The organism is Alkalihalobacillus phoenicis (genome assembly GCF_047302405.1).
Lineage (GTDB): Bacteria > Bacillota > Bacilli > Bacillales > Bacillaceae_D > Alkalihalobacillus.
The window spans coordinates 117693-133691 of the sequence record NZ_CP154853.1; the positions used below are offsets into that span (position 1 = coordinate 117693).

14 protein-coding genes are annotated in these 15999 nt (G+C 39.0%); 12 read left to right on the top strand and 2 right to left on the bottom strand.

Translation table 11 applies throughout. The features are described from left to right. Positions 1 to 61: 61 nt before the first annotated feature. On the bottom strand, positions 62 to 883 hold the full coding sequence (locus tag AA0017_RS00505; protein ID WP_413378487.1) for a carbohydrate ABC transporter permease: 822 nt from the start codon (positions 881 to 883) through the stop codon (positions 62 to 64). Continuing rightward, entirely contained in the window at positions 883 to 1776 is an 894-nt protein-coding gene (locus tag AA0017_RS00510) for a carbohydrate ABC transporter permease (RefSeq protein ID WP_413382796.1), read from the bottom strand. Before AA0017_RS00510 ends, AA0017_RS00505 begins: the two co-directional genes overlap by 1 nt. Before the next feature lie 714 nt (positions 1777 to 2490). Between AA0017_RS00510 and AA0017_RS00515 the strand changes: the two genes are divergently transcribed. From AA0017_RS00515 to AA0017_RS00570, 12 genes are all read left to right on the top strand, one after another. After that, on the top strand, positions 2491 to 2733 hold the full coding sequence (locus AA0017_RS00515) for a glutaredoxin family protein (protein ID WP_413378489.1): 243 nt from the start codon (positions 2491 to 2493) through the stop codon (positions 2731 to 2733). A 357-nt stretch (positions 2734 to 3090) separates the two neighbouring features. Further along, positions 3091 to 4110, top strand: a complete 1020-nt coding sequence (locus AA0017_RS00520; protein ID WP_413378491.1) for a sugar-binding transcriptional regulator — start codon at positions 3091 to 3093, stop codon at positions 4108 to 4110. Positions 4111 to 4242: 132 nt separating this feature from the next. Continuing rightward, on the top strand, positions 4243 to 5250 hold the full coding sequence (gene gap / locus AA0017_RS00525; RefSeq protein ID WP_413378493.1) for a type I glyceraldehyde-3-phosphate dehydrogenase: 1008 nt from the start codon (positions 4243 to 4245) through the stop codon (positions 5248 to 5250). Between the two features lie 108 nt (positions 5251 to 5358). Next, on the top strand, positions 5359 to 6540 hold the full coding sequence (locus AA0017_RS00530) for a phosphoglycerate kinase (RefSeq protein ID WP_413378495.1): 1182 nt from the start codon (positions 5359 to 5361) through the stop codon (positions 6538 to 6540). A gap of 54 nt (positions 6541 to 6594) precedes the next feature. Continuing rightward, a complete protein-coding gene (gene tpiA, locus AA0017_RS00535; protein ID WP_413378497.1) occupies positions 6595 to 7350 on the top strand; it encodes a triose-phosphate isomerase in 756 nt (251 codons plus the stop codon). Continuing rightward, positions 7347 to 8882 (top strand): 2,3-bisphosphoglycerate-independent phosphoglycerate mutase, encoded by a 1536-nt coding sequence (gpmI, locus tag AA0017_RS00540; protein WP_413378498.1) that lies wholly within the window; start codon positions 7347 to 7349, stop codon positions 8880 to 8882. Before tpiA ends, gpmI begins: the two co-directional genes overlap by 4 nt. A gap of 29 nt (positions 8883 to 8911) precedes the next feature. Beyond that, positions 8912 to 10201 (top strand): phosphopyruvate hydratase, encoded by a 1290-nt coding sequence (eno, locus tag AA0017_RS00545; RefSeq protein ID WP_004427387.1) that lies wholly within the window; start codon positions 8912 to 8914, stop codon positions 10199 to 10201. Between the two features lie 475 nt (positions 10202 to 10676). After that, positions 10677 to 12023 carry an FAD-binding oxidoreductase gene (locus tag AA0017_RS00550; RefSeq protein ID WP_413378500.1) on the top strand — a complete coding sequence of 449 codons (1347 nt, stop codon included), beginning with the start codon at positions 10677 to 10679 and terminating at the stop codon, positions 12021 to 12023. Positions 12024 to 12056: 33 nt separating this feature from the next. After that, positions 12057 to 12923, top strand: coding sequence for an ABC transporter permease (locus tag AA0017_RS00555; protein ID WP_413378502.1), 867 nt, complete (start codon positions 12057 to 12059; stop codon positions 12921 to 12923). A 34-nt stretch (positions 12924 to 12957) separates the two neighbouring features. Further along, entirely contained in the window at positions 12958 to 13956 is a 999-nt protein-coding gene (locus AA0017_RS00560; RefSeq protein WP_413378504.1) for an ABC transporter substrate-binding protein, read from the top strand. A 366-nt stretch (positions 13957 to 14322) separates the two neighbouring features. Further along, positions 14323 to 15162, top strand: coding sequence for a creatininase family protein (locus tag AA0017_RS00565; RefSeq protein WP_413378506.1), 840 nt, complete (start codon positions 14323 to 14325; stop codon positions 15160 to 15162). Positions 15163 to 15181: 19 nt separating this feature from the next. Continuing rightward, positions 15182 to 15976 (top strand): ABC transporter ATP-binding protein, encoded by a 795-nt coding sequence (locus AA0017_RS00570; RefSeq protein WP_413378508.1) that lies wholly within the window; start codon positions 15182 to 15184, stop codon positions 15974 to 15976. Positions 15977 to 15999 lie beyond the last annotated feature (23 nt).

Below are 15999 nucleotides of genomic sequence, written 5' to 3' on the forward strand. Positions count from 1 at the left end.
CGGTAACCTCCCCTTTAATTGTACTATTTAATTTGTAGTAAAAACTACAAAATGGATAACGTTATTTAATCGAACCCGCGGCGATTCCTTTAATAATATGCTTCTGTAAAAATAAGAAGAAAATGATAACTGGAGTAATCCCTAGAACTAATGCAGCTAATCCCATATCCCACTGTTTTGTATACTGAGCAAAAAATGAGCTCGTGGCGAGTGGGATCGTTCTTAAGTTTGGATCTTGTAGAACAAGAAGTGGTAATAAGTAATCATTCCAAATCCACAATGTATTTAAAATAACGACTGTAACGGTAATCGGTTTTAACAAAGGAAAGACGATATTCCAAAAAACTCGAAACTGTGAACAACCATCTATACGTGCGGATTCCTCAATTTCAATCGGCACAGTCTTAATAAAACCGTGATAAAGAAATAAGGAAAGCGGGACACCAAAGCCGAAATACATAATGACAATGCCAGGAAGGCTATTCATAATGCCAATCATGCCACCCCATTTAACGAGTGGAATCATCACCGCTTGAAAGGGAATGACCATGGCCGAGACAAACATAATAAAAAGAATTTTGCTAAACTTTCCTGGAGTCCTAACCATTTTCCAAGCCGCCATTGAACTAATCACGACAAGACCGATATTACTTAAAACAGTGATAATAAATGAGTTAAAGAAAGCCTTTGGAAAATTAATAATCTGCCAAACCTTTACATAGTTTGAAAACAAAACTTCTTTCGGTAAGGCCGCCGAATTAACTAATATTTCCGAGAAACTTTTTAAAGAATTGACAATAACAAAGTAAAAGGGAATGAGGAAAATAAGCGCGATAACGATCGCAATAACCTCTAGTAAAAACGTTCGTTTCGTATAGTGCATTAAGCTTCAACCTCCCTTTTCTTTGTGATCGATACTTGAATCGTGGTGAATATCGCGACAACTAGGAAAAAGAGAATCGATTTAGCCGAGCCAATTCCGTAGTTATTCATCGTAAATGCTTCATTATAAATGTTAATCGCAACAGATTCGGTCGAGTTAAATGGGCCACCACCTGTTAAGGAAAGGTTTAAGTCAAAGATTTTAAAGGCCATTGAAATCGTTAAAAACAAACAAATCGTAAAAGCTGGCAAGACAAGCGGAATGATAATTTTTCTAAGAAGCTGGAAGGCATTCGCCCCATCAATTTTTGCGGCTTCTATTAGAGAACGATCCAATCCTTGTAACGCGGCAACATAAATGACCATCATATACCCACTAATTTGCCAAGCGAAGACAATAACAATGCCCCAAAAAGCGGTGTTGGCATCTCCTAACCAAGGTTGTTGAAAAAAGCCAATATTGGTCATCTCGCCAATAACGGCAAAACCACGAACAAAGATAAACTGCCAAATGAATCCGAGTAAAAGTCCACCAATGACATTCGGTAAAAAATAGACGGTTCTTAATAGGTTTTTCGTTTTAAGTGCCGCATTTAAAATAAGAGCTAACGTAAAACCAATTGCATTACTAATCAAAACAGCGGCAATCATAAATTTTGTTGTGAAAAGAAACGAGTTAAAGAAACGAGTATCATTTGTAAAAATCCTTATATAATTATCAAGCCCAACCCATTCAACTGTTGAACTGATCCCATTCCATGAAGTGAAGGAATAATAAACCCCCATCCCAAACGGAATCATCTGAATCATGATAAAAAATAACAACGCAGGACCAACAAATGCCAAATACCCAATCATCGAACGTGTTCGTCTTTTTTTCGCTGCTTTTGTCATTAACGAATCATTAAGTCGAGCATGCGATTTCTCTTTTTTGGTCACTAATGCCACACGCCAGCACCTCCTCTTTTAAGTAAAAATCGAGTTAAATATGAGTGAAGTTACGTATATAAATTGTTAATTACTAGAATGTTAGCGGTTGCTTTTGGTTGTAACCGCTTACAGTTATTAATTATAAGGACAAATGTCTAAAAAGAATATCCACTCAGTTGACTAAAGAGGTGCACTGTATTGACCTATGTCAATTGAGGCAACATAGGGGGGCAATGAAGTCGGAAGCAGTTGAAAAAGAGCCACAAAGGGAATCAAAGGGAGTCAATGAAGTCGGAAGCAGTTGAAAAAGAGCCGCAAAGGGAATCAAAGGGGGTCAATGAAGCCCAAAGCGATTGAATCAGAGCCGTAAAGGGAATCAAAGGGAGTCAATGAAGTCGGAAGCAGTTGAAAAAGAGCCGCAAAGGGAATCAAAGGGCCACAATGAAGCCCAAAGCCATCGAAAAAGAGCCACAAAGGGAATCAAAGGGAGTCAATGAAGCCCAAAGCCATCGAAAAAGAGCCACAAAGGGAATCAAAGGGAGTCAATGAAGCCAGAAGCCATCGAAAAAGAACCGCAAAGGGGAGCAAAATCCCCACCCCACCCTGATCCAGCTCCCCCATATTTGCTCGTAGTACATAAAAAAGAGTACAATAAATTAAATAGGAGTTGAGTTAATCATGGTGCAAGTAGAAGTGATGTCAAAAAATCATTGTCCACTATGTGTGGAGGCAATTGCGGAGCTAAGAAATCTTCAGAAAGAAATTGACTTTGAGATTAAAGTCACGGATATTTATCAGGATGATGTCCTTTTGGAAAAGTATCAAATTATGATTCCTGTTGTTTTAGTTGGAGGAAAAGAAGTGGGCTATGGGCATATTTCTGCATTAGATGTTCGGGAAGCGATAAAAAAAATGAAATAATCAGGTTTTATTTGTTCCGTAATTGGTTATATTAGAATAGTAATGAATGAAGTAATAAAATTAATCGATCATTTACTGAATATTTAGCTTGTATCTGGATTAAATTATTGATAAAATGGGATTGAAGACAGGGAGATTATTTTTTACTCTTATCGGGACGTAAAATGTCACGGTGGGACGTGTTGAGACCCAATGTGTGATGAACCGAAAAAATTCATGCACTTGAATGTATTTAAGAGTAAATTTATATTTTTTTGTTTTCGTGGGACGTAAAATGTCATAGCGGGACTGTTTTTGACCCGTGACGTCACTTAACTATTCAAAACGGGCATTAGGAAGTCAAAAGGAGCTTTGTATATGAGGTCTTTAATCACGTTACAAAAACAATTATTGCCTGATGTGCTTGATGTGATGGTGAAGCGCTATAGAATTTTACAAAACATTCGATTGATGCAACCGATCGGAAGGCGCAGTTTATCGGCCAATATTCAATTATCAGAACGTGTATTAAGAAGCGAAGTGACGTTTCTGAAAGATCAAAGGCTCGTTGATTTTACGACTGCTGGTATGAGCTTAACGGAACAAGGCGAAAGATTATTTCTTGAATTAGAAGAGATGATGAAAGAGCTTCTTGGTTTAAGCAGTTTAGAGAAAGAACTCGAGCAGCGACTTGGGGTACCTAAAGTAATTGTTGTTTCAGGTGATAGTGATGAGAATGATTGGGTGAAGCATGAATTAGGTCAGGCGACTTCACTTGAATTAAGCTCCCGTCTCAAGCCAAAAGATGTTGTAGCTGTTATGGGTGGGACGACTTTAGCCGCTGTCGCACGTATGATGACAGCTGATGCTAAAAATCGAGAAGTTGTTTTTGTACCAGCACGAGGTGGTCTCGGTGAGAAGGTTGAGAATCAGGCGAATACAATTAGTGCAGAGTTCGCTAGTCGAGCAGGAGCCCAGTATCGTTTGTTGCATGTTCCGGACCAACTGAGTGAAGAAGCGTATTCTTCCTTGATTTTAGAGCCGTCGGTGCAAGAGATTTTAACGATTATCAAATCCGCTTCTGTTGTTATCCACGGAATTGGAGATGCAGAAACGATGGCCGCACGAAGAAATTCGAAAGTGCCTTCCCTCCAAAAATTAATAGACAATCATGCTGTTGGTGAAGCATTTGGTTATTATTTTGATGAAAACGGGAAGAGTATTTATAAGCAACGAACGATTGGTTTGCAGTTAGATGAACTGGACCAAGACAAGTATGTAATATCGGTCGCAGGTGGTCATTCAAAGGCCAAAGCGATTGCAGCATATGTAAGAAATCGCCCAAGTGATGTATTGGTAACAGACGAAGGGGCGGCAAGAAGTTTACTTGATTTATAAAAAAGTTAGATAAGAGGGGATTTCCTTAAGGTGGGTGTTTTAACACATCGATCATGAATGTAGTCGGTCATTCCCTTTTTGATATAAATTTTTCAAATAAAATTGGATGGAAATTATAGGAGGAGATTTATCATGGCAACGAAAATTGGTATTAATGGTTTTGGAAGAATTGGACGTAATGTATTCCGTGCAGCTTTAAACAACCCAAATGTAGAGGTAGTGGCAATCAATGACTTAACGGATGCCCAAATGTTAGCACACTTATTAAAGTATGATACTGTTCACGGTCGACTAGATGCAGAAGTTGAAGTTAAAGAAGATAACTTAGTTGTAAATGGTCAAGTGATTAACGTTTCTGCTGAGCGTGACCCAGCAAAATTAGCATGGGCTGACCGTGGTGTTGAAGTTGTTATTGAATCAACTGGATTTTTCACAAAACGTGCGGATGCAGCGAAACATATCGAAGCAGGTGCTAAAAAAGTTATTATCTCAGCTCCAGCATCTGATGAAGATATTACTGTTGTTATGGGTGTTAACGAAGACAAGTATGACGCTGCTAACCACAACGTTATCTCAAATGCATCTTGTACAACAAACTGCTTAGCTCCATTTGCGAAAGTATTAAACGATAAGTTTGGCGTACGTCGTGGAATGATGACAACTGTTCACTCTTATACGAATGATCAACAAATCTTAGACTTACCACATAAAGATTACCGTCGTGCTCGTGCAGCTGCGGAGAATATCATTCCAACATCTACTGGTGCTGCAAAAGCGGTAGCGTTAGTTCTTCCTGAATTAAAAGGGAAATTAAATGGTGGAGCAATGCGTGTTCCAACACCTAACGTTTCATTAGTAGATTTAGTAGCTGAACTTGATAAAGAAGTAACGGCAGAAGAAATCAATGCAGCATTTAAAGAAGCAGCTGAAGGTCAATTAAAAGGAATTCTTGGTTACAGCGAAGAGCCATTAGTTTCTGGTGACTATAATGGCAATGCTCATTCTTCTACTATCGATGCTCTTTCAACAATGGTTATGGAAGGTAACATGGTAAAAGTTATTTCTTGGTATGACAACGAATCAGGTTATTCACACCGTGTTGTTGACCTTGTTGATTATATTGCTAGTAAAGGCTTATAATCTAATTTGATAGTGGAAAATGGGGAGTAGATTTTTTCTAGCTCCCCTTTCCATTGATCAGGGATAGCTGTTTGAAAAAATTGGTAGGCTAAAGGAGGTCGTATGCTCATGAATAAACAAACGATTCGTGATCTAGACTTAAATGGTAAAAAGGTTTTTTGTCGCGTTGATTTTAATGTGCCAATGAAAGATGGCGTCATTACAGATGAAACTCGTATTCGTGCCGCGATTCCAACAATTAATCTTTTAGTAGAAAAAGGGGCAAAGGTTATTTTAGCTAGCCACCTTGGACGTCCAAAGGGTGAAGTGGTTGAGGAATTACGTTTAACTCCTGTGGCAAAAAAACTAAGTGAGCTTCTTGGTAAGGATGTCAAAAAAGTTGATGTCGCTTATGGTGAAGAGGCAAAAGAAGCAGCAAACGGTCTCAATGATGGTGAGATTTTAGTATTAGAAAATGTTCGTTTTTACCCAGGAGAAGAGAAAAATGATCCTGAGTTAGCCAAAGAGTTTGCGAAATTAGCAGATGTGTATGTAAATGATGCATTTGGAGCTGCTCACCGTGCCCATGCTTCGACAGAAGGGATTGCTCATCATTTACCAGCAGCAGCCGGTCTTTTAATGGAAAAAGAGCTCGATGTGTTAGGAAAAGCTCTTCTAACTCCAGAACGACCTTTTACAGCGATTATCGGTGGAGCGAAAGTAAAAGATAAAATTGGTGTCATTGAAAGCCTGCTAGAAAAAGTGGATAACCTTATTATCGGTGGTGGACTAGCTTACACTTTTATTAAAGCACTAGGACACGACATTGGAAAATCTCTTCTAGAAGAGGATAAAATTGATTTAGCTAAATCCTTTATGGAAAAAGCAAAACAAAATGGTGTTCATCTTTATTTACCAACAGATGCCTTAGTTGCAGATGATTTTGCTGAAGATGCCAATACAAAAGTCGTACCAATTGATTCGATTCCATCTGATTGGGAGTCTTTAGATATTGGACCAGAAACGATTGCTACATATCAAAAAGTTGTAAGTGAATCTAAACTCGTTATTTGGAATGGCCCAATGGGTGTATTTGAAATAAATACGTTCGCTAATGGAACAAAAGGTGTGGCTAATGCCTTAGCAGAAAGTGAAGCGTATTCTGTTGTTGGTGGTGGAGATTCAGCCGCAGCCGCAGAAAAGTTTGGAGTCGCGGACAAGATGAGTCATATTTCTACAGGTGGCGGTGCATCCCTTGAGTTTATGGAAGGGAAAGAACTTCCAGGAGTTGTCGCGTTAAACGACAAATAATGAAAGCAAGTAGTTAGAAGAATATAATTTTAAACGATTGGATGAGGTGAAATTATGCGTAAGCCAATTATTGCAGGAAACTGGAAAATGAATAAAACACTTGGAGAGGCCAAAGCGTTTGTTCAAGAAGTGAAGTCAAACATTCCAGCAAATAGTGAAATAGATGCTGTTATTTGTTCACCAGCCCTTTTCCTAGAAAGTTTAGTAAAAGAAGCAGAAGGAACAGAATTAAAAATCGGAGCACAAAATGTTCATTTTGAAAACAGTGGAGCTTTCACAGGTGAAGTTAGCCCAGCTGCCTTAGCTGATATGAACGTTGATTATGTTATTATCGGGCATTCAGAGCGTCGTGAAATGTTTGCTGAAACAGACGAAACAGTGAATAAAAAAGTTCATGCTGCTTTTGCCCATAACTTAGTACCAATTATGTGTTGCGGAGAAACAGATGAAGAACGTGAAGCTGGAAAAACGAATGATGTTGTCAAAACACAAGTAGAAGCGGGCTTAGCTGGACTAACGGTTGAACAAGTGAAAGAAACAGTAATCGCTTATGAACCAATTTGGGCAATTGGAACAGGAAAATCGTCTTCAGCAACTGATGCCAATGAAGTATGCTCATACATTCGTAAAGTCGTTGCAGCGGCGTTTAATACAGAAGCAGCAGATGCGGTTCGTATTCAGTATGGTGGCAGTGTAAAACCAGCCAATATTGCGGAGTACATGGCTCAGTCTGATATTGATGGAGCCCTTGTTGGTGGTGCGAGTTTAGAAACGGATTCCTTCCTTTCACTTGTGGAGGCAGGAAAATGAGTAAAAAACCAGTAGCCTTAATCATCCTTGATGGTTTCGCCTTAAGGGATGAAGTAAAAGGAAATGCCATTGCTCAAGCGAAGAAGCCAAATTTTGATCGCTACTGGAATCAGTTCCCACATGCAACGCTAGAAGCACAAGGGGAAGCAGTTGGTTTACCAGAAGGACAAATGGGGAACTCTGAAGTAGGTCATCTAAATATTGGAGCCGGACGTATTGTTTATCAAAGTTTGACACGAGTTAATTTATCGATTCGTGAAGGCGAATTTTTTGGGAATGAAACGTTAAATAATGCGATGGCACATGTGACAGAAAAAAATAGTGCCCTTCATTTATATGGCCTGTTATCTGATGGGGGAATCCATAGTCATATTGAACATTTATTTGCGATTTTACAACTAGCTAAAACACGCAATGTCGAAAAAGTGTATATTCATGGATTTTTAGATGGACGAGATGTTGGTCCAACGACATCTGAGATTTATATCAAACATTTAGAGGCAAAAATGGCGGAGCTTGGAATCGGAGAAATCGCTACCTTGCACGGTCGTTATTATGCAATGGACCGTGATAAGCGCTGGGACCGTGTCGAGAAATCGTACCGAGCAATGGTCTACGGTGACGGTCCAAGTTACCGCTCGCCAGTTGAGGCGATTCAAGATAGCTATGGGAATTCGGTCCATGATGAATTTTTAATTCCGTCTGTTATGACCAAAGAAGACGGCTCACCGGTTGCGAAAATTGAAAATGATGATGCGATTATTTTCTTTAATTTCCGCCCAGACCGTGCGATTCAAATGTCGCAAGTTTTCACAAATGAAGACTTCCGTGGTTTTGAACGTGGAGGGAGTCATCCGACAAACATTCATTATGTATGTTTAACTCAATTTAGTGAAACGGTAAAAGGGTTTGTTGCGTTTAAGCCGACAAATCTTGATAATACGTTAGGGGAAGTACTCTCACAGCAAAATTATAGGCAACTTCGAATTGCTGAAACGGAAAAATATCCGCATGTTACGTTCTTCTTTAGTGGTGGACGTGAACAGCCATTTCCTGGTGAGGAGCGAATTTTAATCGATTCGCCTAAAGTCGCAACATATGACCTGAAACCAGAAATGAGTGCTTATGAAGTCACGGATGCCTTAGTGGCTGAAATTGAAGCGGACCGACAAGATGTGATTATTTTGAACTTTGCTAATCCAGATATGGTTGGACATTCTGGAATGCTTGAACCGACGATTAAAGCGGTCGAAGCCGTCGATGAATGTTTAGGCAGAGTCGTTGAAGCGATTTTAGCCAAAGGTGGAGCCGCCGTCATTACAGCCGATCACGGAAATGCGGATGAAGTGATTACGCTTGCGGATACACCAATGACAGCTCATACGACAAACCGTGTGCCAGTGATTGTAACAGAGGAAAACATGGGTTTAAGAGAAGATGGCATTTTAGCAGACTTAGCACCGACTGTTTTATCACTACTAGGTGCTAAGCAACCTAAAGAAATGACTGGAAAATCTTTAATTAAAAAATAAAAAACAATTTTAAGGAGATGACGTTTGTTATGACAATGATTACAGATGTTTATGCACGCGAAGTATTAGATTCTCGTGGGAACCCAACAGTGGAAGTAGAAGTTTATCTTGAATCAGGAGCTATGGGCCGTGCGTTAGTACCAAGTGGTGCTTCAACAGGTGAATACGAAGCGGTTGAATTACGCGATGGTGGCGAACGCTTTTTAGGAAAAGGTGTTTTAAAAGCCGTTGAAAATGTCAATGAAATTATTGCTCCAGAAATTATCGGAGTGGACGCTTTAGACCAACTAGGAATCGATAAATTAATGATCGACCTTGATGGAACAGAAAACAAAAGTAAACTAGGTGCAAACGCGATTCTTGGTGTTTCTATGGCTGTTGCCCATGCTGCTGCTAACGCATTAGGAATTCCTTTATATGTTTACCTTGGCGGATTCAGCGCGAAGCAATTACCAGTACCAATGATGAACATCATCAACGGTGGAGAGCATGCTGATAATAACGTTGATATTCAAGAATTTATGGTTATGCCTGTAGGTGCTGAGAACTTTAAAGAAGCGGTACGTATGGGAGCAGAAATTTTCCATAACTTAAAATCAGTTCTTAAATCTAAAGGTTACAACACTGCAGTAGGTGATGAAGGTGGATTTGCTCCAAACTTATCATCAAACGAAGAAGCATTATCAACGATTATTGAAGCAATCGAAAAAGCCGGTTACAAGCCAGGTGAAGAAGTTCAATTAGCGATGGATGTTGCCTCGTCTGAGCTTTACAACAGAGAAGATGGCAAATACCACTTATCTGGTGAAGGCAAAGTGCTTACATCTGAACAAATGGTTGAGTTCTACGAAGATCTTGTTTCTAAATACCCAATCATCTCAATTGAAGATGGTTTAGACGAAAACGACTGGGATGGCCACAAACTATTAACAGATCGTCTAGGTAAAAAAGTACAATTAGTTGGAGACGACTTATTTGTAACAAATACGAAAAAACTAGCTGAAGGTATCGAAAAAGGAATCGGTAACTCGATCCTAATCAAAGTGAACCAAATCGGTACATTAACAGAAACATTTGAAGCAATCGAAATGGCGAAGCGTGCTGGTTACACAGCGGTTATCTCTCACCGTTCTGGTGAAACAGAAGATGCAACAATCGCTGACATCGCTGTTGCAACAAATGCTGGTCAAATCAAAACAGGTGCTCCGTCTCGTACAGACCGTGTAGCGAAGTACAACCAACTTCTTCGCATCGAAGACGAATTAGCAGCTGTAGCGACTTACCAAGGGCTAAATTCTTTTTATAACTTGAAGAAGTAATCATATCGTTTAGAGCCACTTACCCTCTTGGGGTAGGTGGTTTTTTGCGTTTTTGAGAAGAGGTAAAGCGTTCAAAACGAAAGGACAGGAAATCACCTTTTAGTTATGATGATTTTCCCCTTAGAAATTATGATAGCGTATACAAGAGCGACAATAAGCAATTTGTTCGGTTTTAAATTTGTTATGTTATACCGTAATGGATGGATTGTCAGATAAATTAGCATGATCGATTCGAAATTTAAAATGAAAAAATATATACATAATGAAATATATATAATTAAAAAAAGATCATTATATATATTATTAACCGTTAATTTAAAACAAAATAATATGTCAGAAAATTTAACTTATTAAAACAAAAAGAGAAATGGATCAAGTAATGTAAGGATAATGAAGAGCAAACGATGGATATGAAACGGATGTTAAGAAGTTTATAGCTAATAGGACATTGAAACTTTTGAAGGAGTGAGTAGCTTTGAATCAAACTGTGCTTGAGCAATTAGAAAGTGTGGTTGTAAAGGGTGAAATTATAACGGAGGAGCAAAAGGTTTTAAAGCTATCAAAAGATTATTATTGGTATTCACCCGTTTTAAAGGATGAGCTGGAGGAGAAAAAAGCCGATTTTATTGTAATTCCTGATAATAAAGCAGAGGTTGCTGAAATATTACAGATAGCTAGAAATGAACAAATCCCTGTTACAATTCGTGGGGCTGGAACAGGGAATTATGGACAAGCGATTCCCATGACCGGAGGGGTTGTGGTTGATTTAAGTCGTTTAAATAAAGTGATTGATATGCAACCAGGTTATGTAAAGGTAGAAGCTGGTATGAGGTTAAGAGATTTAGAAAAACAGGCTAATGTACAGGAACAGGAATTAACAATTTACCCGTCCACCTTTGCTAAGGCAACAGTAGGAGGGTTCGTTTCAGGAGGATCAGGTGGGATTGGATCTGTTACTTGGGGAAATCTTTGGGATGGAAATGTGTTAGAAGCAACGGTCATGACGATGACAGAGCCTATCGAGATTTTTACAGTACAAGGCAATGAACTAAAGGATTACATTCACAGCTATGGGACGACTGGTGTTTTGGTCGATGTGACATTGCCACTTAAGCCTAAACAAAATTGGAGGCAGTTAGTTTTAAAGTTTGAAGATTTATCAAATACATTACAGTTTACAAGAGAAATGTCAGAGTCAAGCAATTGGAAAAAGAGATTAGTTACGGTTTTAGAAGCTCCTATCCTTTCGTTTTTTAAACCACTAAAAAAAGTCATTACGGAAGAAGGAGACTATGCTTTTTTAGAAATAGCAGATGAGCAATACGAGGCTATCCTTTCATTAGCTAAACAGTTTAAAGGAAAAGAAGTGTATACCGTCGTTCCAGATAATTATCGAAAAGGAATAGGGATATCTGATTTTACTTGGAATCATACAACATTATGGGCGTTAAAGGCAGATAAGGATTGGACATACTTACAAAATTTCTTTGAATTGGAGCGTTTTGAAGAACAGATTGAATTAATTAAAATCAAATTTGGTGATGAGGTGCTGATTCATATTGAATGGCTTCGAGACAGAGGGAGATTAATCCCAGCCGGTTTACCGCTTGTTAAATACTCAAGTAAAGAAAGATTATATGAGGTAATAGATTTCTTTAATCGTAATGGTGCTAGTGTGAATGATCCCCATACTTATTTACTGGGAGCAGGTGGCTGGAATCTGCAGCTGGAGTCGATTGCGAACAAGAAAAAAATAAATGATCCTTATGATTTACTGAACCAAGGGAAATTGCCGACTCCAGAACAAGTGTCGGCATCGTGATTTGATAATACGAAAGGAAAGCTGGTGATTTGGATGGCTAGAGGAATAATAGATACAGGACAGGTTGCCGTTACTGAAAAAAAGAGAGTTTCACTATCTGATAGTTGGAAGATAAAACAAAAAGAGGTCATTAAAAAAGTATTGCCCCCTGTTTTAGCATTGGTACTATTTGTCGTTTTATGGGAAGGGAGTGTTCGTTTTCTTGGGATTGCCCATTATATTTTACCAAAACCAACGGATATTTATGCCGCTACAGTGGCCAATTGGGATAATTTAATAAGAGCTTTACAGACGACAGTCATTGAATCCGTATTAGGGTTTGTGTTTAGTGTCGTTATCGGGATTGGGGTAGCTGTTTTAATGGCGAGCTCAAAATGGATAGAAAGAAGTTTTTATCCGTATGCCATTATTTTACAAACAATTCCAGTTGTAGCGATCGCTCCTATCATTGTGATTTGGTTTGGTTCTGGAATGAATGCCATTATTATTATTGCCTTTACGATTGGCTTTTTCCCGATGTTATCAAACACATTAATTGGATTAAATGCAACGGATCATAAACTAAAAGATTTATTTCAACTATACAATGCTTCAAAATGGCAAATTATGTGGAAGTTACGATTTCCTGCTGCTCTACCCTTTATTATCGCGGGGATGAAGATTTCCTGTACATTAGCGGTAGTAGGAGCGATTGTTGGTGAGTATATTGCCGGTGTTGGTGGAGGTGCAGGTGGGATCGGATATGCCATTACTGTTGCAGCATCAAGACTACAAACCCCTTATTTATTCGCCTTAGGGCTTTCAGCAGCGGTTCTTGGGATTGTCTTTTTCTTACTTGTGAGCTTTTTCTCAAGAAAATTACTTAGCTCATGGCATGAATCCGAATTGGAAAAAGAATAAACACGATTATATACAAAACGAGGGGGCCTTTTGAATGAAACAGGGGTTGTGGAAATCATTTATAGGTGCAAATGTCGCAATTGTAACTGGATTACTTTTAACAGCATGTGGCTCAGATAATGCTAGTTCAGGTGAAGACAGTGAAGAGTTAATCGAAATTACTCAAGTAACAAGTTGGTTTCCTCAAGTGGAAAATGCAGGACAATACTACGCAGCATTAGAGGAATTTTATGAAGAAGAGGGTTTATCTGTGAAGACTGAGCCTGGTGGTCCAACGGTTTCTTCAACCCAAATTGTCGCATCAGGAAACGCTGAAATTGGAATGGCTCAAGCCGATCAAGTTTTAAACGCTATTAACGAAGGGATTCCATTAGTAGCCTTTTTTACTAACTTTCAAAAGACGCCACAAGGCATTATGTTTCATGCTGATCAACCGATTGAGTCTTTTGAAGATTTAGCAGATGGTTATGAAGTCTATACAGCAGCTGGAGCTGGATATTGGGAATATTTAGTCCACTCTACGTCCATTACGGATGAGCAAAATCGGGTGTATAGCGGTGATAATACGACCTTTGCCACTAATAAAAACGCAGCTTCACAAATGTATGTGACTTCAGAACCTTTTTATTTAGCACAGGAAGGAATAGAAACCAACCATTTATTAATTGCTGATTCAGGCTATTCTCCGTATGGGGATGTTTTGTTTACAACAAAAGAATATTTGGAAGAAAACTCTGAGGTCATTCAGGCATACGTGAATGCCATTACAAAAGGATGGGAAGCTTTTAAAGAAAATCCAGAGCCTCTCTATCCTTATATCATTGAATTAGAGCCAGAAAAAACAGTGGAGCAAATGGAATATGCAACGGAACAAATGCAAGATTTAGTCTTCGGTGGTGATGCGGCAGAGCACGGAGTAGGGACGATGACAGAGGAACGCTGGCAGACGTTAATCGATCAGTTGGTTGAATTAGAAATTATTGATGAAGGTTTAACAGTGGAGGAAGTCTACACCGATCAGTTTTTAAATTAGGTAGTATCATTAGGTTATTTATTAAAGTGTCAATCATAGCATCAAACCGTTTTTCCATTAACCAAAACGGAGCTAGCGCAATACCCGGAGACTCCTGCGGGAATAGTGAAATGCGGGAGACCCCGCAGCGACTTTTGCGAGGAGGCTCCCGATTCACCCGCGGAACGCGTAGGGTATGGAGCTGGCGGAGTATGCTAATTAATGTAACCATTTTTAACGAGTAGACCATTTTTTAGTGGCCTCGATAAGTGAAATAGGGAGACCTAGTAGCGACTTTGTCGTGAGAGGGATCCCGATTCACTTGAGGAAGACATATACCAAATTGTTTCTTAATAAAAGTCTTTACATGACGAGGAGGACGATATTTTGAAAGCAGAAAAGAACGGAAAGGCGTGGCAAGATTTTTTCTTACCACGCCTTTCGACTAATGAAGTAGCTGCATTAGAGAAAGACAAGGGTGCTGTTGTTTTGCCGATTGCCGCAATTGAACAGCATGGTCCACATCTCCCTACTTATACAGATACACTTATTGCAGAAGGATTGTTAGAAGCCATTTTTGAGCTTTTAAACAAAGAAGACAATATTTGGCTGTTACCGCCACTTCCGTATGGCAAAAGCACTGAGCATTTAGGTCATCCTGGAACCTTAACTTTTTCCGCGACAACATTGCAACGTGTGATTTTAGATTTAGCTGAAAGTGTAAAGGCAAGTGGATTTAAACGTTTAGTTCTGTTTAATACGCATGGGGGGAACTTAGATTTAATTAACATGATCGCAAGGGAAGTAAGGATTCAAACAGGGTTAATGGTGTTTAAAATGTCAGGAATGGATTATAAAGATGTTTTAAATGGGTTATACACAGACAAAGAATTAACCTATGGCATTCATGGCGGTGATGTGGAGACGTCGATTGTATTAGCTTTGCAGGAAGATTGGGTTCATATGGATATAGCCCAAAGCCATATGTATCAGCCTTATCAAGAAGATGAGATTGTGATTGATATTAAAGGTAGCCCTTCAGTTGCTTGGATAGCTGATGATGTCTCAGATTGTGGAACCTCAGGAGATGCGACTTTGGCAACACGAGATAAAGGAATCGAAACGATTGCACGTCTTAGTGAACCATTAGCCAAAACACTACAAAAGATCAGTACTTTTGAAATGGATGTGCTAAAGAATAGTCCAATTGTTTCAGAAGTGAAATAAATGTTAAGGAGTGATCGTCATGAAAACAGCAGAAGTGATCCGACCAGAAACAGTTAATGAAAGAAAAACGCTTTTAAAGATTTCCAATGTTAGCAAAGTTTATAATGGAGAAATTGTCGCTTTGACCGATATGAATTTAGATGTAAAAGAAGGGGAATTTATTTCATTTGTTGGTCCATCTGGCTGTGGAAAATCAACTATTTTTAAAATAATTGCTGGTTTAAGTGAACCAACAACAGGAACCGTTGAGTTGCCGACACAAACGTCTAAAAAAGAAAGTTTAGACCGAACGGAAATTGGTTTTGTTTTTCAGCATGCAACTCTATTACCTTGGAAATCTGTTTTAGATAATGTCACATTACCATTAGAGTTAAAAGGAGTCTCAAAAAAGGAAAGACAAAAGCAAGGTTTAGACGTCCTAGAATTGGTCGGTTTAAAAGGGTATGAAAAATCATTGCCACGTCAATTGTCTGGTGGGATGCAAATGCGGGTCTCGATTGCGAGAGCGTTAGTGGCAAAACCAAAGCTTTTATTAATGGATGAGCCGTTTGGGGCACTTGATGAAATCACGAGGCAAAACTTGCATTATGAATTACTAAAGATTTGGAAAAAGACGAATATGACGGTGTTATTTATTACGCACAATGTCTTTGAATCTGTTTTTCTTTCAACTAAAATCGCGGTGATGTCTGCACGACCTGGAAGAATTAGTCATGAATTTGATGTGCCTGATTATGAACGAAATGAGGATTTCCGTAGTACGGCAGAATTTAGTCAGTTAGTGGGCCAAGTCTCAAAGAACTTGGGACATTAACCGAGACGAAAGGGGATGGGAAT